The sequence below is a fragment of the Flavobacterium sp. UBA6195 genome (assembly GCF_002422095.1).
Lineage (GTDB): Bacteria > Bacteroidota > Bacteroidia > Flavobacteriales > Flavobacteriaceae > Flavobacterium.
The window spans coordinates 1-19,235 of record NZ_DITB01000116.1; the positions used below are offsets into that span (position 1 = coordinate 1).

Here is a 19,235-nt window from a genome sequence, read left to right on the forward strand (position 1 = left end):
CTAGTGTTCCTGGAGCGTACTCGCTTCCCACCAACTCTTTAATTTTTCGATTGTGTTCTGTGAAAATTGGAATTAGTAGACGTTCGCGTTCTTTTATACCGAGTAAACGATTTTTAAATTCATCGATGTTTAATGATACGCCATCTTTTAATAATTCGAATTGGATTTCGTTTATTCGATTTCGTGTAAAATCAAGTAAGTTATTTATTGAACGAGCTTCTTCTGAATTACCCTTCATTTTGCTTAATTCAGTTGACCATTTCGATGGCTCAATAAATTTTTTAGTACTGTACTCAAATCGTTTTCCTTCGATTGTTAATCGCACATAAATTGGTAATAATCCATTACCATTGGCTTTGGTTGATTTTGCATAGAAATGCAATGTGACTTTTGAATTCATTTTTGGTAACCTTTAAGTTATTAATTAATTTACTTTAAAGTTTGCCACAAATCAAGATGTTTGAAAATTGAAAAGGTTATTGAACAGCTTACCAATAGTGGATTGGTTGAAAATCGCTGCAACTAAAATTTCAATTTAGCGAGACCCAAAAATCAGGTTTTTATTAGGGTCTCGATGGGGTCTCTTGATTTTTGAAAAAGAATGAATATTTTGAAAGGTAGTAAAAACAAAAAACCTCGAAATTCCTAAGATTTTCGAGGTTTTGATAACTTTTGATAAGCTATTCCGCGGAGAAAGAGGGATTTGACTACCTATTTCAACATATTCTATAACAGCTCGTTACAATTGAATTTTTATTTGGGTAACCGATTTTACCCCCTTTTTAATCGTAAATGATTCATTTCATTTGTGAGTTGTAAATATACTCATTTGCAATGATATAGCAAATTAAAATTCAACAAACATTACTAAAAATTGAACAAGTTGTTTAAGTATTTGATTGTGCATCTCTTGATTAAAATCTTTCTGCGGTATTTTTCAATTTTAACCAAAAATCAAGTGAGTTACTTGTTCATATTTTATGCCACTATATGTACAGAACTCTTCAATCGTTAGAAACTCATTTTCGAGCTTGTTGAGGTCTTTTTTTATCTTTTGCATCAATCTAGTACTTTGACGATAACTCTTGCCTGTTATTCGCTGTATGTCCTTTGGATAGATGCATACCCTCTGATTATTCAATTTCATACTTTATCTATGCCTTTGATATAGCTTTGACTAACTTCTGACGTGCAGAAAATCTTTTGCAATTTAGTTATAATTTTTCACACTTATTTATTGGCTTTTTATGTTCATTTAAGACACTTATGTCGATTTTGGACATATGGTACACTTGTTACTTTTTCTTTAGTGAAATGCATTGTAAACTTTGCTTTAATCATTCAAAATGTGGTTGCAACTGATTGAAAGAATGAAGGAGATTTTAGATGAATGTTTAACAAAATTTTGAAGTTATGGCTAGACAGAAAGGCATAATTAAATTGAAAGGTACTATTGGAGATATTACTTTTTACAAAACGCAAGATGGTCACTTGGCAAGAGAAAAAGGCGGTATTGACGCTAGTAGAATTGCAAGTGATCCAGCGTTTCAAAGAACTCGTGAGAATGGCTCCGAGTTTGGTAGAGCTGGAAAGGCAGGAAAAATGCTTAGAACAGCTTTAAGACCGTTGCTTTTAAATTCTGCGGATAGTAGAATGGTGAGCCGTTTGACACAAGCTATGGTAAAAGTTATCCAAGCGGACACTGTTAGTGAACGTGGATTGCGTAACGTGATTGATGGAGAAGCTGAATTGTTATTTGGTTTTGAATTCAATATTCGTGGTAAGCTTGGTACTACTTTGTTTGCTCCGTTTGTGGCAACTATTGACCGAGTGGCTGGTGAAATTACTGTGGATTTAGCATCATTTATTCCTGCGAATATGATTGCTGCTCCAAGTGGAACTACTCACTACAAAATCATTTCTGGAGGAGCTGAAATTGATTTTGAAGCTGAAACCTATGTGGTTGCTACTTCTGAAACGGCAATTTTGCCTTGGGATGGAACTGCTACTGCTCCAATTAACCAAGTGAATGCTGTTACTGCTAACTCAACTAAGCCATTATTTTTGGCTTTAGGTGTTGAGTTCTATCAGGAGATAAATGGACAAATGTACCCATTGAAAAATGGTGCTTTTAATCCATTGTCTGTTGCGAAAGTTGACAGCGGTGTGTAATGGTTATTTGGTTAACTAGAACTTATTTCCCTGAAGGAACTAACGGTAAACTCGAATGCGAAGGTAAATTGATTTGTAAAACCATCGAATTGCCATGGATGATGAACGAAACGAAGGTTTCTTGTGTTCCGGAAGGGAAATATTTTATTAGAAAGCGATACAGTGCAAAATACAAATGGCATTTAGAAATGGTGGATGTGCCGAATAGAAAGTTTATTCTATTTCATCCTGCTAATAATGCTCAAAAGGAATTGCAAGGCTGTATTGCTCCTGTTACTAAACTTTCTGGACCTGGATTAGGTTTGATGTCGAGAAAAGCTTTTGCGAAGCTAAAAGCATTTGTTTACAAAGCTTTGGACAATAAAGAAAGTGTTGAATTAATTATCCAATCTTAATTTTAGATTATGAAAAAAATTATAAATAGAGCAAAAGCTCCTACGCCAAAGTTTTTTAAAGTGCTTCGAACTGTTGGGTTGGCATTAGCTGCCGTTGGTGGAACAATTTTAGCTGCTCCAATTGCTTTACCTGCTATTGTTACAACTATTGGAGGTTATGTTGCGGTAGCTGGAGGAGTTTTATCAGCTGCAAGTCAGCTTACTACAACTGATGACAGCAAATAATCCCACATTGATGGGAACCGCTGGAGGCACATTTTTAAGTATTGTACCTAATCTTTCCTCTGATGATATTGCAAAAACGGTTATCTTAGCATCAGTTGGAGCTGTGGTCAGTTTTACGATTTCGTTACTGCTTAAAAGTCTAAATAAGAAGCACAAAAAATAAGTTTAGCCCTAGTTGTGGTGACCTTTGGGTTAAACAAAATGAAAGCCAAGTCGGAATGACCTGGCTTTTTTGATTTTAAACTTCTCCAAATTGATTGAGCATAACCTCAACGACTACGACTTCGGAATTATACCAGTACAAATCGTTGTATTTTGCATAATCTAGTGCTTTTGTTCTGCTATCAAAGGCACCAAAGAAAACTCTTGATGCTTTTGACTTCCAACTATCGGTTTGAAATAATAAAAATACACTCATAGAATTGATTTTAAGGATTAATAAATAAATTATCTGTTGCAGTAGCGATGTAGAATAACTCTTCTCATATCGTTGATAAGGTTGATGTTTTCGTGAAATTGTTTTTCTTTTTGCTCTAAAAGTTTGAGAGCTGTAACGTGTTTAATATGAGCTTCGTGTTCTTCCATCATAATTTTAGACTTTATAAAAAACTCCTTTTTGAAATCGTTAAGACGTAAAAATGGAATTACGGAACCAACTAAATGTTGATGCCAAAAATTTGCTTTCCATAAACTATAAGCAACAAAATAAAGGTTTTCACAATCCTGTTCTAAATCAAAAATGACTACAAAACTGTTCGTAAATGGCTCTTTTTGTGGCTTTCCGCTGTTCATTCCTTTGTTAAGTAGAAATAAATGCGGTTTCGAGTAAATCGTTCCTTTTTGGTGGGTTTTAATGATAAAATTCTGCATAACATCGGCTTTAAAAATTGATTAGATTTTCAATTTTTCGCAAATTTTCTCTTGAATTGCAGGTGTGCCTCGCTACGCTCCGCCCATTAAAATTTTTCAAAAGAAAAAAAAGAAAAAAAGAAAGCCGTCTGTTCAAGTGGAAGGTTTCAGAAAAAAAAGTTTTTTAAAAAAAATACTACCCGATACATCATCGGAAATCGGGTTTTGTTTTTTAGTATAAAATATCTTGCGAACCTTTGTGGGTGGAGATTTTTTTTTAAAACCCGAAGGGCTTGAACTTTTTTTTCTGAATACCTGGAACTTACCTTTGCTCTCTTTTTTTTATTTTTTGTTTTGAATTTCCAAATCAAATGTCCTTGTTTAATCGGATTTATCTGAAGTAATGAGTGTTGATTTGGAGCATGGTCGTCTTTGGAAAGGGTATCAAATTCTTTGGATGGATGAAAAAACCAAATTATAAAATAAAAAAGCTATTCATCCGGCCAAAGAATTTGATACTCTTTCTTGGATTTGATTTTTGAGGATGCCTGAAAGTCAGTTGGCAATCGCAGTGTTTAGTTTGGAGTAAATAATCTTATGGAAATGGGAGGCATCTTCAAAAAACAATGCATTATACTACCGAGTGATTACTATGTATAAAACAAGAAGAATTTGATTTTTTTTCAAAAAAGGTTTTTAGGTTTTTTTAGGCATAGGAAGCCTCTAAATAAATCAAAAAAAGGAAGACTAAATGCCTTCCTTTTGACTTATTTGTCGGCACCAAAGGTTTATTCCTGATAGGTTGCTCCTCAGCAGAGCCTATTTCCGCTTCGCCTTGGCAAAAGCAAAGCTATAAAAAAAGAACATTTTATTCGATTTTTTTAACTTCAAAAAGCTTTTCGTTTTTGATACAAGAGCAAATTCGATGAATTAATTTGTTTCTAACATTGTTCATTACGAGCATTTTACTTTTTCCTTCTTCAACCTTTCTTTGATAATATTGTTTAATTTCTGGATCGTAATTTGTAGCAGCCATAGCGCAAAGGTGAAGGTGTTTTTTAAGGGTTTTATTTGCCATATAATGTACTTTCGCTCTTCCTTTAATACTTTTTCCCGATGTATGTTCAAATGGAACTACTCCAGCATAACAAGCTAATTGTCTTGGATTAGAATACATTGTAAATTCATTAGTGAAGCAGATTAAATATAATGCTGTAATTTTACCAACTCCAGTAACCGAAGTTGCTTGGTTAAAGATTTTATTTAAGTTTTCATCTTCTTTAATAAACTTATCTAATTGTTTTTCAATACTTAATAAATCTTTGTTGATGCCCGCTAAAGTGTTTTTGTTGAATTTTGTACTAATTTTAGTCAATTCCTTGTCAAAATCTACCATTTCATTATCGTATTGAAGTAATCTAAGCTTGTTAGTTGTTAACTTGTCACGAAGGGATAATAAAGTTCTTATTTTGTCAACTACTTGTCTTGGTGCTCTATAAATAACAGCACTTTCAACATTTTTAAGTGCATAAAAAGCAATCCTTTCAGCGTCAATTTTGTCGTTCTTTCCTCTTTGAATTCCAATGCTTTTGATAATTCGTAATGACATTTCTACCCAAAGAGAAAAACTAAAACCTATCAAATACTTGATAATTAACTTACCGTACATACCTGTATGTTCCAGGCACACCAAAGTGTTTTCACCAGTAGCTCCCATATCTCTCAACCATTTTACAAGGGCTCTAATTCCTTTGTAATTATTAATAAATTGATTGTGAACTGGATGTTCTTTTTTTCCTTCTAAAATCAATACTGCATCAAAGAATTCTTTGGATACATCAATACCAAGAAAATGTTTAAATTTGTTCATAAGACATTTATTTTAAGTTAGCAACCTAAATACTGAATACAATCGAAACCTTAATAATAGGCCTAAAAGCCTGAATAACTATTTGAAGCTGGTTCAGTAAAAACTGGCAAAGTCTATATCACTCGATAAGTCTGGTAACTTTGCGACGGCGGTAGTGCACTTTGTCAGTTTGGTTGTTAATCAAATTTAATCTATTCTCTACTCTATATAAATAAAGTTTCGGACTAATTAAAACTGGCAAAGTCTAAATCACTAGATAAGTATAAAAACTTTGCGGCGGCGGTAGATCATTTTGCCAGTTTTTTTATTAGTTAAAATTGCTACATTGTTTATTTTGTAAAACTAAAGGCGATGTGGCAGCAGCGCAAGTAAGGGTATCATTTTTTATTTGTTTACTGGGATGTTTCTGATTGCTTTAGTGGAAAAGCTGATGCCATAGACTTGAAAGAAAGATATCGCGTTGAACTTATCAAAGAAGCTATTAATAACTTTGTGGCATCAGCTTTTCCGCTGGAGCAATGATTTGGGGTTTTCTGGCAAATGAAAAATGATACTCTTACTGGGGTTTTGGTTTTGTGGGTAATAAAATGGCTTGTACCAAAGGCAAATTAACTTAAGCTAAAAGCCATTTTATTACTTACAAAAGCAATGCAAGTACTTCCTATTTAAACACAAAGCTGATAAAAACAGTTACCGTGAACGTTCTTAAAAGCGATGGTAACCGAAAATATTCCTATGAAATTGCGAACGTTGTTAAAGACAGTGGCGAAGGACGGTGTTTTTTGTAGCTGGGTGATGCGATGGGAGCTGCAAAAAATGTTGTCCTGGAGCCACTGGCACGAGCGTTGGGTGAGCGGCTTTTTTACATAATGTTATTATAGTGCATCCGAGATTTTGATTAGTAGCAGGATAGTTCTTTATGCACTATAATGCCACATTATGTAACTAAGCTTTGGGAAAAGTTTTTGTTGCCTTGCACATTTTCATTCGGAGTGATCCATTTCTGGCATACAAAAACTTTTTTGGAGCGTTGGGAAGGAGTGGCAACTGAAAACTAAATTCGTAAACTTATATAATGATTTTATTTCTTGTTGGTTTACTTTCACCTTTTGGGAATATCAAAACGAATGCATTGAATGTATTATCGAAATAATGATAGTTAAATTCTACATTGCCATTTAAAGTTTTTAATGTAATTTTTCCATTTGTTTTCCATTTTTTTCTAAGAAAACAATGGTCTTTAATAAACTCCCATTTATAACCAAAATTTTCAGGCCAATCAATGGTGCCAAATGTGCTTAAAAAAGATGATGAGTGAAATGCGTTTCTAAATTCACCTTTTGGAACCTTTCCTTTTGGTGACAAATTTTGAAGTACAAGTAATGAACATCTGAACTTCGAATTTTCCACATACCATCTAAAAGTAGCATGAGCAGATGCTCCAAAATGATTTGACAAGAGCATTACAGAAGGCATTCCTAATTCATATTTTTTAACTTCATTTTCAAATCTATCATTTTGAAAAAGTGTAACTGATGCAAAATAGTTTGCTTCAATTTCAAATTCTTCTTGAGTATCGGCATCAAGTGTTTCATCATCATCAAGAAATTCAATAATTTTACTTTGCCATGGCAAAACATTATGACCTGTTTCATGAAGTTTAACAAAGCCTAATCTGCTGCTCCTTTGTTCCATGTCAAGATAAATTAGTTTTTCAGATCTATCCAAAAAACCACGAATTTTCGATAACCCTGACTTTAAGGCATCAGTAAATAAAAAACTTTTGTATTTTTTTTCTAAAGACTTTAAATCAATTCCACCTGCAATAATCAATTCAGAATGATTGACAATATTATCTATGGGAGTTGGAAAGACATCTAATGATTTAGAAGCTTTTAAAATTTCAAAAGAAATATTTTCAATGTCTTTTTTAGAATGTAGCGTCATTACTTTTCTTATATCTTAAGAATTTAATAAAATCTACAATTTCCCTTTCCTCATCTTCTGAAAGTTTGTCTTTGTAAAATGCGATTTCTCGTTCTAATAATGATTGTTGTTTTATAACTTCAGAATTTTCGTTTTTATCAATAATTCCAGAAGCATAAAGTAAAACATTTAAATCGATTTTGTAAACGTTAGCTAGTTTATAAAGTATACTAGCTGAAGGTTTCTTAATTTTATCATTCTCTAATTGACTTAAATAAGCATTAGATATACCAGTTGCGATTTCAACATCCCGAAGTGTGAGGGAAACATTTTCACGCGTACTTTTTAATGTTTTGCCTAGAGTTTCCATGATTAAATTTTTTACAAAGATACTAATTTATTAATTATATCAAATATGATATTAAATTTATTTAGAAAATTTTATCAAAATACTTGCTAAGTAAATTTAGATTGTGTAGGTTTGCATTGTTTTAGTATAATTAAGATTAATAAATTTTAAATGAGATAACTGATAAATAAAAAAACCCAATCGAACTTGGCGGTACGGATTGGGTTATAGGGAATAAGTTTTTCGAGGACTTTTAAAATACTTAGGCTTATCACCTCAGTACCCCTTTATTTTGTTGTGTAAAACTACTATGTTTTTTGATAAAAACAAATTTTTAGCAACAAAAACCGCTTGAAACTCAAAACTCCAAGAGTTTTTAAAGGATAAGGAGTGTTAAAATATTTTAAAAACTAAAAAGCAAAGTATCATGAATACACAAAAAAACGGTCAAGATGACCACAGTAAAAGACCTTTATTAGAATTAATTATTGAAGGCAAAAAGTTCGAATGGTTTGAGCAGTATATCACCGGAAAACAACTGAAAGAATTGAGAGGGCTTCCTCTTGATTGTGAATTATTCTTAGACATAGTTGAACCTTGGAAAGATGACGCTATTTTGAACGATGAAACTGTTGACTTGGCAAGACCAGGAATTGAGCAATTTTACATCAAGCAGAAATTAAAGTATTCTATTGATGGAAAAAACTTTGAAACTGAAAAGCAGTATATCAAAGGTTCTCAAATTAGAAGACAGGGAAATATAGCTGCTGATTTCCAAATCTATTTGGATAATAAACAACCATGGGAAGACGATTTAATCGAAGATGATGAAATCGTAGATTTAGCTAGACCTGGCAAAGAAAAATTTTATTCTAAAAAGGAAATCACTGAATTTATTATCATTGTTAATGGTAGAGAAAAGCAGTGGAACCAAAAAACAATAAGTTTTACGCAAGTTGTTGAATTGGCATTTGGAAATTATCAAGAAAATCCAAATACTGTTTATACTGTAACTTATGCTAAAGGTCCTCATCAAAACCCTGAAGGCAGTATGGTTAAAGGAGATAAAGTTTTTGTAACTAATAAAATGGTTTTCAATGTTACAGCAACTAATAAATCATAGTCCCGACCTTAAAAGGTTACAAGATGAAGGTTATGAACTTGAGGTATATGGTGGATATTTACTTATCCACCATATACCTTATGTAACTCATCTTAGAGAAATTAAATATGGTATTTTGGTTAGTGAATTATCGTTGGCTAATAGTCAAAGAACTATTAAACCAAGTACACACGTTATCAATTTTATAGGTGAATATCCTTGCAATGCTGATGGTACTATCATCACAGCTATTCAACATTCCAATCAACAAAACCTTGGTCATGGAATTGTGATTAATTTTTCTTTTTCCAACAAACCACAAAGTGGTTATGTTGATTATTATGAAAAAGTATCTACTTATGGAACAATTATTAGTTCACCTGCAAAAAGTATTGATCCGTTAGTTACTGAAAAGACTTTTAGGATTAGAGAAAACGCAATTGATACTGATGTTTTTCAATATATTGACACTAATTCCGGTAGAGCGAAAATTAATCTAATTAATGAAAAAGTTAAAGGTCAAAAAATTGCCATAATTGGATTAGGTGGAACCGGTGCTTACATTCTGGATTTACTTTCAAAAACTCCTGTGAGTGAAATTCATATTTATGATGGTGATGTGTTTTCGCAACATAATGCATTTCGTTCTCCTGGAGCTGCAGGAAAGGAAGATTTAGATACAGTACCGTCAAAGGTTGACTATTACTTTAATCAGTATTCAAAAATTCATCAAAAGATTACTGCACATCATAATTATGTTTCAAAAGATAATATGAAAGCACTATCAACGATGTCTTTTGTGTTTATATGTATTGATAATGATGTTTCAAGAAAGTTGATTATTCAATTTTTGTTAAAAAGCAATATTCCATTTATTGATGTTGGACTTGGAGTAAATGCGGTTGATGATACTCTAATTGGAACAGTTAGAGTGACAACTGGAACTCATGAAAAGAATAATCATTTAGTTGATAGAATTCCATTTGTTGATGAAGGTAATAACGATTATAACAGTAATATTCAAATTGCTGAGTTAAATTGTTTGAATGCTGTTTTAGCAGTAATTAAATGGAAAAAAATGTGTGGTTTCTATCAAGATTTGCGAGAAGAGCATCACAGTACTTACTCTATTAATGTTAATCAATTGACTAGCGATGAAGTTACAGCATAAGTTTGTAGAGTTTATCCCAGATCTATTGGAAGATGGAATATTATATATTTCGCTTACTTATTGTACGGCCATACACAAATGTGTGTGTGGCTGTAACAATGAAGTTGTTACGCCTTTTTCTCCAACTGATTGGAAAATGACATTTGATGGAGAAAATATTAGTTTATCTCCTTCTATTGGTAATTGGAATTTTGATTGCAAGTCACATTATTTCATTAGAAGAAGTGAAATTGAATTTGCTAGAATTTGGTCGTCAGATGAAATAAATGATGGAATAAAAAAAGACGAAAAGAAAAAGAAAAGCTTCTTTTTTAAAAGAAAAAAGAAGAGAAAATAAATTTTAATTAAATTTGTAAGTAACTATCTAAAAAACAAAATTATGGCACTTAAAACTGGACCGAAAAGAATAGCAAAATCAACTGGAAAACCAGACCAACGTCAGCGTGATAATAAAGACACGCCAGGTAATACTCCTTCATTAAAACCACCAAAAAAGAAATCCTAATGCAATTTATGGTTTTACTGAATTACAAAAAAGACAGGTTAAATTAATCTGTCTTTTTTGTTTATAATTGGAATTAGCGAAATGAAGCAAACAAAGAACTGGCTTTAGGAATACTTGGACTAAAGACGGTTTTTGTGCAGATGAATGAGATAATGAATATGTTGATAGTGATAGTTGTAAAGATTTAATCAATGATCATTGTATAGATTGTAATACAGATAATATGTCAGGTAAAGTATAGAAAAAACTTGACATTTAAAATAAAATAGTTATCTTTGTTGCTGAGTATGAAAGTAACAGATAAAATAGTAGCTAAAATAAACCGAATAGATACAGGAGATGTATTCGGATATGATACTCTTGGATTAACTTCAGATGAAATTATTGCAGGTTCTAAAGCATTAAGTAGATTAGTTGATAAAGGAGTTATTAAAAGAGCTAGAAAAGGTTATTATTATAAACCTAAAGTGTCTGTATTTGGTGAACAAAAACCTAGAGAAGATGTTTTGCTTTCACTTTATTTATTTGAGAAAAATAAACAAGTTGCCTATATTACTGGAACGAGATTGTATAACCGATTAGGTTTAACCACACAAGTTCCTAGTTCTATTCGTGTGGCTTCTTTGGACAGACAAGTTAAAGGCAAAGTAGGTAATGTTGTGATTAAGCCAGCGAAAAGTTATGTAAAAGTAACTGCTGATACTATAAAATATTTGGAGTTATTGGATGTTATAAAAGATTTGAATACTATTCCGGACTTGCAAAAAAGTGATGGGCTTGTTTATTTAAAAAAAGTGATTTATAATTTTGAAGCCACAGAATTAAAAAAACTAATTACTTATGGTATTGCTTATCCGCCAAAAGTTAGAGCTTTGCTTGGTGCTCTTTTGGAAGCAATGAATGTTGACACAACTAATCTTTCTTTATTAAAAAAATCGATAAATCCTTCGAGTAGTTATGAATATGGAATTACTCCTAAAATGCTTTCGACTGCTAACTCTTGGAATATAGTATAATGAATTTACATTTAGACAAAGACAATTTTGAAGGTGCTATTGTAGCTGCTGCTGAACACTTTGGAATTCCAGAGATTTTTATTGAAAAAGATTATTGGGTTACTTATGCTTTGCATCAACTTTTTCATTCGGATGTAAAAGATTTGGTTGTTTTTAAAGGTGGTACTTCATTATCAAAATGCTATGATGTTATACAACGATTTTCGGAAGATATTGATGTTGTTGTTGTAAAAAATGATGGTGATAGCGGAAATGCTTTGAAAGAAAAATTAAAGAACGTTACCAATGTAATTGACAACTCTATCCTAGATGTTGTACCAGATGATCCAAACACTAATAAAAAAGGCAGTATTAGAAAAATAATTTATTCCTTTCCAAAAGTTGGTGTAAAAGGAACTTATGGCGAAGTAAGAGAAAATATTGCATTGGAAGTTTCTCATATGGGTAATACAGAACCCAATGTTGTACAACCTATCAGAACCTTAATTGCTGATTATATCAAGACAACTCCAAATACTGAATTACTTACACAATTTGGATTAGAAGATTTTGAAGTTAAAGCATTAGCAGTTGAGCGTACTTTTTGTGAGAAGATAATTAGCTTAGTTCGATTTTCTTATACAGAAAACCCGCTTGAGGATTTATCTAATAAAGTTCGTCATACTTATGATTTAACTCTATTGATGAAGCTTTATGCTATAAAAGACTTTGTGAATTCCAACTTGTTTAACACGATGTTTTTGCAAGTTGCCAAAGATGATGACAAAGCAATACCTAACGATAAAAACTGGCTTTACAACCACCCAAAGGATGCACTAATTTTTAGTGAAACTGAAATGGTTTGGAATACTTTGAAAAAGGTTTACTCTGGTTCAAAATTTAATGAACTCCTTATTGGTAAAACAAAGCCACCGACTGAAAATGAAGTTTTTGAAACTTTAGTATTCCTTTCAAAACGAATAGAAGGAATTGAGTGGAATATTAATGATTAACTATTATTGATTTAGGAGCTGACTATTTCATATTGCGATATGCGATATGACGAATTATTATTTATAGTTGAGTTGTCAGGATGAAATTGATTGTTTTACTATGAAATATCACTTTTTTTGCCTCATCACATTATTTCATTTGCAATTAATTACACATTTTTTCGTGTTTTGTAAATGAAATATTTGTTAAGTTTTGGCAGTAAATTAGATTTATTGCCGAAACTTAATTGTCTATTTCAATGTCGATATAAGATTTTAGATTGTACAATTCAATCTGGTTTTCATTTTCTCCTTCCAATTGCCCAATCTCAATAAATGCAATATCATTGGCAAATGCTTTTTCACCAATTAAATGTTCAATGTGAACGTAAACTGCTTCTCTAAGTCTTGGGTTATCTTTGTGGATAATGTAGTTTTTGAGCAACACTTTTATTCCTAAATCAGTTGGTTTGTTTGGGTTTTCTAATGGGATGAAATACATTTCGCTTATTTTTAAACTGATACCGTAATATTCTAGTGGTTTGTCGGTACTGTTTTCGTATTTGGTTAGGTTTGTTTCGGGTTGTAGAAATGCAGTTATTTTCCAACGTTCTACAATTGGTGCATAATGGACTAGTAATTCTACTTCTTTGAAAAGATAAGGATTTCCATTTGCGGTGATGATTAATTCTGCAGCACTTGTTTTGTTTTTAATGATGAGGTCTAGGTCTTTGTTGTATTGATGTAGTATCTCGATTAGTTTATCGAAATGGATTTTTATTTCGTCTTTTGGGATTTCGTTTAGGAGTAGGAAAACGAAGTTGTTTTGTTGGAAGTAGTTCCAGAAGTTGGTTATAGTTTTCATTTTCTTTCTTGTTATTGGAACGCGGATGAAACTGATGCTTTGCAACGCGGATTTATACGAATTTTATCTTTTGTCTTGTGCTGTTTTTTCAAATGCAATTAAATTAACCATTTCCCTCAATCGTGAGCGAACTCGGTTGCCGTAATGTTTTTCTATTTCTGTGGCTGATAGGTTTGTGGTTATGTGGGTTTGAAGTTTTTTTGAAATGAATAGATCGTATCTGCTTAATAGGATTTCTGCCATTACATTGCATTCGTTTCCGAAATACTTTAGGTTATTTTCTGTTCCTAAATCGTCAAAGCAATAGGTTCTTGGTTCTGATTGATAAAGTTTTCCGATGCTGTATTTGTGGATTATTTGGTAGCCGTCTTGGATGAATTCGAAGCTGATATCTCTGCAAGGTTTTACGAAAAATTTGTGTTCTGTGGCTGTTAGGTATTTCATTAAATTCATTATTGATGTTTTACCGCAGCCTATTGGTCCGGTTAATAATATTCCTTTGTTGAGGTTAATTCCGTATTGAAAACATGTTGGTTCGTCTTTTAAGAAATAAGCGATTAGTTTGTACACAATTGGGTAATCAGTTTCTATTATTTTGAAATGATTGCCGTATAGTTCAACTCCTTTATTTTCTAACCAAGTAATGACCTTATCATAGCTATAATGGCTCTGAATAGTCTTTGTCGGTTGTTGTATTGAGTTGTTTTGCTCTGTTGGTTTGTTCTGCATTTGAAATGAATTTTGGTGCATTAATCATCCAATTTTGTGCTGCTGCTTGCCAATCGACCATTGGTGTTTTTCCACCAACTAACCAACCGACACTTTTGAAGTAATTGTAAAATTTTTGAGCTTCTTGTTCCGGGAAGTTATTTTCTTGGAAATAGGTTTTGACTTCTTCAATCTCTGGTTTTAACTTTTCTTCTTTTTTCGCGGAACTTTTTTCTTCTTTTGAATTTTCATTTTTTAAATCTGAATTATTTATTTCTTCAAAATTTTTTGTGAGCTTTTCCAAGTTTGAAACGTTTTTATCGTTTAAAATGTTTGTATTGTTTATATAGTTTATAGAAGGTACTACTGCTTGTTCAGTACCTGTCTCATTACTAGTACAAGACTTGTTCAAAGCTTGTTCAGAAACAAGTTCAATAAGTGGTTCATTTTTTGGTTTTCTTTCGGATTTTGATAGCGGTTTTAAATCTTCTGAAAAGTTGAACAAAATGACATGACTTCCTTTGAATGGATTGTAAGATGGTTCGTAATTGATGTAACCCAAACTATGCAAGTTCTTCAGACATTTATGATAGGTTGCTTTGGAACTGATTTTGCTAATTCTCATTACCTCATCACGATTGATACTGATTGGATTTTTGAAACGATTGCAGTTCCAAAATTGGAATAGGGCTATGTATAAACTTACATGTGTTGGATTTAATGTTTTATCAATGGCTACTTTCTCAAAGAAACCAGTTAAGTGTTTGATGTAATTCATAATTGCAAAAATTATTTGAACAGAGTAGGCAAAGCATTTACCTTATTTCCATTTAATAATTTATCAATGTCTGAATTGTCATAATACATTATGCCTCCTACTTTGGTATAGGTTAGTGTTCCGTTGATGCGGAGATTTTGTAAAGTACCTGGAGAGATGTTTAATAACTTGCGGACTTCATTGGATTTGAGCCACTGTTTTGTTTGTTGCGGTTTGGATTGAATGATTTCTTTTAAATCGTTCAAAAGAAGACTTCTGAATTCATTTAAGTCTTCGCGTGTGATAACTTCGATTGCCATAACGTATGTTTTAGATTGTTATGGTACAAAATTGTATTTTTTGAAAGTTTTTGTTTCACAACGCGGTTCGCGTTGGGTATGATTTTATCTAAATTAAATCATCTGAATTTTCCATTTTTTTGATCAATGCTTCGTTAAGAGAAGTAATAAATTTTGCTCTATCATTCTTACGAGCTCTAATTTCAAGGAAAGTTCTACGGTATTGTCCTAGATCAATTTCAAAAATATGCTCAAAATATTCAGCAATATCTTTTAAATCGGCTTTGCCATTATTGAATACACCTTCGGAATGTAGAGCATATAGCAATTCTGTTAAAGCCACCTTTGAACCAGTCCACATTAATTTTATGTTCGGTTTGCGTTGTGATTTTTCGGATATATCTTTATTTTCAATCATAATTAATTGATTTTCTAAGTATAATTGAATAAGGTCATTAGCAAGAATTTGTGCTACCTTAAAATCATGAGAAGTACTAAATGTTGTGTCGGTTTCGAAATAATAATTATCCAAAGCCAATTTTATGTCAAATTTACCTCTTTGGAAGTACTTATAATCGAGATAAGTACTTCCGGAACGGTAATATTGATAAAACTCAAGTTCATTATCAAAAAAAGCTTTTAATTTTAGTAATTCATTATTATAATATTTTTTCAATATTCTATTTCCTCCATTTGGTCTTTTCATTTCAATTTTATAAACCACATTATAATAGATTAGTTTAGAAGTAAATTGAGGTTTTAATTCTTTGAAAAATTGAATCTCTTCAGTATCCACTTTGAAACCTGATTTGAGGACTATTTTTTTTATTTCAGATACTGATTTTAGAATAACATCTATAGAATTTTTACATTTTTCAATTTGATTATCAATTTCTAAATCTATGAAATTAATTTGCTCATTAAGATTTATGAGTGCTACGTTAATCTTGAAATTCAATTTTTTTTATATTATTTATTGGAAAATTAGTTATTCTTTACTTTCAAATATTTTTATAAAAAATATCAATAAAATAATGGGTAATATTGCTTGAGAAAGAAACCATTCGTTAATTAAATATAGTAAAAATTGATTGATTATAAAAACCGATAAATAGGTGAAAAATGCCCATATTTTCATTCTCCACAAACCAATAATACATGTTAAACTAATACTTGTTGCAATAAAATAATATTCCTCAAAAAGACTTCCTTTCATAGTATCAATGTACATAAAACTATGTATAATACCCAACAGGCAAACAATAGCTATTAAAACTGAATCTTCCTGTTTTGAAAATTTAAGCTTAAAGTTAATTTGCATCCAATTTTTGTATTGTTACTACTTGTTGTGTTTATTTATAAAAGCTTTTTTGATATGACACTTCAAAAAATATTTCATTATATTATTTTTTCTTTCCTAAAAGTGTAAAAGGATTAAACGATACACCTAAATTAAAATAGAATGTAGGATCTGGTTTTATTTCATATACAGCATCCTTGAATGAATCTTCTTTTCTAAATAAATTTCCAGAGGGTGTTAACTTCATACCAGTTTTTCCAGTGATTATAAAATTTCCAATTACATGTTCGTATATTAACCCAGAATAGATATCTAATTGTCTGTACTCATATCTTTGAGACGTACCATCTATATTGTATAGATAAAATGATGTTCTGTCTAATTCGCTTCCCAATGATACTCTTCCAGCATTGAAAACGTACTTTCGAAGGTAAATGCTTTTTGGAAGTGTAATGTCAGCTATCAATCCATTATTAAATTTGTGTTCATAAGTTATAATTGGTATCACAGGTGTTTGAGCACTTGGATCTATATTAACTAATAAACCAGCGGTCATTTTTGTTTTTTGATTGGCTTTCAAAACTATTACACCTGTTAATAAACCTTTTACTCTTTCAAAATGTTGATCACTACCATCAAAAATAATACTTGAAGAATAGATTGTTCTCTTTTTAAACAATGTTGAGAAGTATGAAAAATTCACTGATGAAGAAAAATAGTGGAATTGATTATCGACTGCCTTGATTTCATTTGTAAAGGGATCCATCATATCAGCCTCTGCACTAGTATATCTATAGCTTAAAGTTGTTCCTAAAAGCCATGTTTTTCTTTTTATAAAATTAAAATTGGCACTAATTTTAGCCTGTTCAAACTGGTTAACGGTACTTTGCGGTAATGATATGTTTCCTCGATCTGAGGTAAAATTGTATGGAGATGAATGCGTGAACTCAATGGTCAATGGTCGGACAATCGCAAATTTATCAGCCGCGTAAGCTATTGCACGTTTAGGAATATTTACACTATCCTTTTTGCTTTTGTTGATTGTATCTGTTTTTTGAGAAAAACTTTCTAAAGAGAAGAGCATAATTCCTACTACAAGTACTACTTTTTTTAACATTTTCATATAAATTATTTTAAAATTTTAATTATTGATTGAGAAAAATTGAAATGAAAAATTTTATCAAATAAGTATAATCAAAAAATTGAAATGTGCCACTTTGTAAATTGAAATGTGTCACTTTTTGAGCAAATATAATCATTCTTTAAACAACATTTAAACGAAATTTAAAAGCCCCTCAAAGGGGCTTTTTCATGTACTTGGAGAGCCGTAACGCTCAATCATAAGCAAATCGGGTTTATATACATCTTTTACATCTGTATTCGGTTCAAAAGTGCTAAATTCTTTCTTTTGTGGCTTTTTTATAATTATTCCGTTACTTATATCAAATAACGCTTTTTCAATCAAACGTAGCCCCATAGACTGTAATTCATGCTCCCATAATAGTCGTGCCGCTTTTCTTGAGTCCATTGCATACATTTTAGGGTCAATAAAGCAAAAATCCTGATAAGCAATGTCGCCTCTATCAATACCATCATTTAACCAAAAAACAGAACCTCCAGTTATTGGGTCACGCATTCGGATTGCCCACTCAATAGACGAACGCCCACGATGACGAGGTAATAAACTCGGATGGTAGCCAATCCACCCAATTTTAGCTTTATACCTTGTTTTCTTGCCTATATAATCAAATGAATGGGCAGTAATTCCAATATCTACATTGTCCGGGAAAGTATCGGCGGTTAATGTTCCCGCTGGTATATGCTTAATCCCAAAAGTATGAGCCATTTTTGTAACATACTTATCATCTAACGGCGAACATACTCCTACAATTTCGACAAAATCAAGCCTATTACAAAGGCTAAATACTTGCTCCCCGAAATACTTTTGTCCTGATATAAAAACTCTTATTTTTTTCATTTTCCTAAATATTTAAACGCCTGTACGGCTCTAAAATGGCCGCCATAACCACACCCTGTTATAGTGCCTTTTCCAGTTCTATTAATACTATCTTTACTTCTTACTTTATTTGAGCCGTGAAGCATTGCATTAGTTTGAAGCCATTTGTTAGAGTGCCTCAAATAACCGCATAATTGGGGGTGTGAAGTATGAAAAAAGGTGTGATATTTATGCCCACATCTTCCGTTACCGTCTAAATGGTATTGCATTACTTCATTTAAAAAAGTCGTTCCAACACCTGCACCCTGCCACTCGGGCATAACAACTAATCGGGTTGCACGATAAGCCTTTGCAGTAAATAAAGGGCAAACAGCCAAATGAGCCACAAGCTCTCCGTTTACCGTAGCGACAAAATATTCAGCCGCAGGAGGGTGGGGCAAGTCTAAATAATAATGCTCTTTAAAATACTTCCAGTAAGTTCCGTTTGTCTTCCAAATGTCGAGCTTGATAGGTGGGCGTTTTTGGACTTTTTTTTTACTTCACCAGTTCGAGTATCATATACCCAATCTGGTTGCAACCACTCTACAATATCATAGTGACACGAAAGTAGTACTATTTGTTTACCTTTTGTTCGCCTCCACGATTTAGCGAAAGCCGATGCACCAATTTGAGCTATTTGACGGTCAACGACACTCGTAAACTCATCAATAACCACTTTATCGGGAGCATCACATATTAGCCGAGCTAATCCCGCTCTATATTGCTCTCCATTCGATAACGCTTTAAATGGGCGTAGCC

23 protein-coding genes and 1 pseudogene are annotated in these 19,235 nt (G+C 32.0%); 9 read left to right on the top strand and 15 right to left on the bottom strand.

All coding sequences use genetic code 11. The annotated features are described in order from the left end of the window. Positions 1 to 400 (bottom strand): annotated as a pseudogene (locus tag B4I81_RS10220) (Arm DNA-binding domain-containing protein); the annotation flags it as partial. A 1,013-nt stretch (positions 401 to 1,413) separates the two neighbouring features. On the opposite strand from B4I81_RS10220, the gene B4I81_RS10230 reads away from it, so the two are divergent. From B4I81_RS10230 to B4I81_RS10240, 3 genes are read left to right on the top strand one after another with little or no spacing between them, the layout of a single operon-like run. Then, positions 1,414 to 2,172, top strand: coding sequence for a hypothetical protein (locus B4I81_RS10230; RefSeq protein ID WP_291110319.1), 759 nt, complete (start codon positions 1,414 to 1,416; stop codon positions 2,170 to 2,172). Continuing rightward, a complete protein-coding gene (locus B4I81_RS10235; protein ID WP_291110321.1) occupies positions 2,172 to 2,567 on the top strand; it encodes a DUF5675 family protein in 396 nt (131 codons plus the stop codon). Before B4I81_RS10230 ends, B4I81_RS10235 begins: the two co-directional genes overlap by 1 nt. Before the next feature lie 9 nt (positions 2,568 to 2,576). Further along, a complete protein-coding gene (locus B4I81_RS10240; RefSeq protein WP_026725702.1) occupies positions 2,577 to 2,792 on the top strand; it encodes a hypothetical protein in 216 nt (71 codons plus the stop codon). Between the two features lie 238 nt (positions 2,793 to 3,030). Here B4I81_RS10240 and B4I81_RS10245 read toward each other — a convergent pair whose 3' ends face one another. From B4I81_RS10245 to B4I81_RS10265, 5 genes are all read right to left on the bottom strand, one after another. Next, entirely contained in the window at positions 3,031 to 3,210 is a 180-nt protein-coding gene (locus tag B4I81_RS10245) for a hypothetical protein (protein ID WP_291110324.1), read from the bottom strand. Positions 3,211 to 3,239: 29 nt separating this feature from the next. Then, entirely contained in the window at positions 3,240 to 3,662 is a 423-nt protein-coding gene (locus B4I81_RS10250) for a DUF6943 family protein (protein WP_291110326.1), read from the bottom strand. Between the two features lie 847 nt (positions 3,663 to 4,509). Continuing rightward, positions 4,510 to 5,511 carry a transposase gene (locus B4I81_RS10255; protein ID WP_291110328.1) on the bottom strand — a complete coding sequence of 334 codons (1,002 nt, stop codon included), beginning with the start codon at positions 5,509 to 5,511 and terminating at the stop codon, positions 4,510 to 4,512. A 1,068-nt stretch (positions 5,512 to 6,579) separates the two neighbouring features. Then, the gene (locus B4I81_RS10260) at positions 6,580 to 7,458 is read right to left on the bottom strand and encodes an ImmA/IrrE family metallo-endopeptidase (RefSeq protein ID WP_291110330.1); all 879 of its coding nucleotides are present in this window, start codon (positions 7,456 to 7,458) and stop codon (positions 6,580 to 6,582) included. After that, positions 7,442 to 7,807 carry a helix-turn-helix domain-containing protein gene (locus tag B4I81_RS10265; protein ID WP_291110332.1) on the bottom strand — a complete coding sequence of 122 codons (366 nt, stop codon included), beginning with the start codon at positions 7,805 to 7,807 and terminating at the stop codon, positions 7,442 to 7,444. The genes B4I81_RS10260 and B4I81_RS10265 overlap by 17 nt, the downstream gene beginning before the upstream one ends. A gap of 406 nt (positions 7,808 to 8,213) precedes the next feature. Here B4I81_RS10265 and B4I81_RS10270 point away from each other — a divergent pair, with 406 nt between their 5' ends. From B4I81_RS10270 to B4I81_RS10295, 6 genes are all read left to right on the top strand, one after another. Next, a complete protein-coding gene (locus B4I81_RS10270; RefSeq protein WP_291110334.1) occupies positions 8,214 to 8,909 on the top strand; it encodes a multiubiquitin domain-containing protein in 696 nt (231 codons plus the stop codon). Further along, positions 8,884 to 10,059 (top strand): ThiF family adenylyltransferase, encoded by a 1,176-nt coding sequence (locus B4I81_RS10275; protein WP_291110336.1) that lies wholly within the window; start codon positions 8,884 to 8,886, stop codon positions 10,057 to 10,059. The genes B4I81_RS10270 and B4I81_RS10275 overlap by 26 nt, the downstream gene beginning before the upstream one ends. Further along, entirely contained in the window at positions 10,043 to 10,396 is a 354-nt protein-coding gene (locus B4I81_RS10280; RefSeq protein ID WP_291110338.1) for a DUF6527 family protein, read from the top strand. Before B4I81_RS10275 ends, B4I81_RS10280 begins: the two co-directional genes overlap by 17 nt. A gap of 42 nt (positions 10,397 to 10,438) precedes the next feature. Beyond that, on the top strand, positions 10,439 to 10,564 hold the full coding sequence (locus B4I81_RS10285; RefSeq protein ID WP_262891193.1) for a hypothetical protein: 126 nt from the start codon (positions 10,439 to 10,441) through the stop codon (positions 10,562 to 10,564). Positions 10,565 to 10,851: 287 nt separating this feature from the next. After that, positions 10,852 to 11,580 (top strand): DUF6088 family protein, encoded by a 729-nt coding sequence (locus B4I81_RS10290; RefSeq protein ID WP_291110341.1) that lies wholly within the window; start codon positions 10,852 to 10,854, stop codon positions 11,578 to 11,580. After that, complete coding sequence (locus B4I81_RS10295) at positions 11,580 to 12,572, top strand: nucleotidyl transferase AbiEii/AbiGii toxin family protein (RefSeq protein WP_291110343.1); 993 nt, start codon at positions 11,580 to 11,582, stop codon at positions 12,570 to 12,572. Before B4I81_RS10290 ends, B4I81_RS10295 begins: the two co-directional genes overlap by 1 nt. Before the next feature lie 223 nt (positions 12,573 to 12,795). On the opposite strand, the gene B4I81_RS10300 is transcribed toward B4I81_RS10295, so the two are convergent. From B4I81_RS10300 to B4I81_RS10340, 9 genes are all read right to left on the bottom strand, one after another. Further along, the gene (locus B4I81_RS10300) at positions 12,796 to 13,416 is read right to left on the bottom strand and encodes a hypothetical protein (protein WP_291110345.1); all 621 of its coding nucleotides are present in this window, start codon (positions 13,414 to 13,416) and stop codon (positions 12,796 to 12,798) included. 63 nt (positions 13,417 to 13,479) lie between these two features. Next, entirely contained in the window at positions 13,480 to 14,145 is a 666-nt protein-coding gene (locus B4I81_RS10305) for an ATPase (RefSeq protein WP_291110347.1), read from the bottom strand. Continuing rightward, positions 14,075 to 14,902, bottom strand: a complete 828-nt coding sequence (locus B4I81_RS10310; protein WP_291110349.1) for a transcriptional regulator — start codon at positions 14,900 to 14,902, stop codon at positions 14,075 to 14,077. The genes B4I81_RS10305 and B4I81_RS10310 overlap by 71 nt, the downstream gene beginning before the upstream one ends. 11 nt (positions 14,903 to 14,913) lie before the next feature. Continuing rightward, positions 14,914 to 15,201, bottom strand: a complete 288-nt coding sequence (locus B4I81_RS10315; RefSeq protein ID WP_187657846.1) for a helix-turn-helix domain-containing protein — start codon at positions 15,199 to 15,201, stop codon at positions 14,914 to 14,916. An 88-nt stretch (positions 15,202 to 15,289) separates the two neighbouring features. Then, on the bottom strand, positions 15,290 to 16,138 hold the full coding sequence (locus tag B4I81_RS10320) for an RteC domain-containing protein (RefSeq protein WP_291110351.1): 849 nt from the start codon (positions 16,136 to 16,138) through the stop codon (positions 15,290 to 15,292). A gap of 445 nt (positions 16,139 to 16,583) precedes the next feature. Further along, complete coding sequence (locus tag B4I81_RS10325) at positions 16,584 to 17,603, bottom strand: hypothetical protein (RefSeq protein ID WP_291110353.1); 1,020 nt, start codon at positions 17,601 to 17,603, stop codon at positions 16,584 to 16,586. 186 nt (positions 17,604 to 17,789) lie between these two features. Further along, positions 17,790 to 18,458 (bottom strand): formyltransferase family protein, encoded by a 669-nt coding sequence (locus tag B4I81_RS10330; protein ID WP_291110355.1) that lies wholly within the window; start codon positions 18,456 to 18,458, stop codon positions 17,790 to 17,792. Then, positions 18,455 to 18,877 carry a GNAT family N-acetyltransferase gene (locus B4I81_RS10335; protein ID WP_291110357.1) on the bottom strand — a complete coding sequence of 141 codons (423 nt, stop codon included), beginning with the start codon at positions 18,875 to 18,877 and terminating at the stop codon, positions 18,455 to 18,457. The genes B4I81_RS10330 and B4I81_RS10335 overlap by 4 nt, the downstream gene beginning before the upstream one ends. A 2-nt stretch (positions 18,878 to 18,879) precedes the next feature. Then, a partial coding sequence (locus B4I81_RS10340) for a hypothetical protein (protein ID WP_291110359.1) occupies positions 18,880 to 19,235 on the bottom strand: 356 nt, incomplete at its 5' end.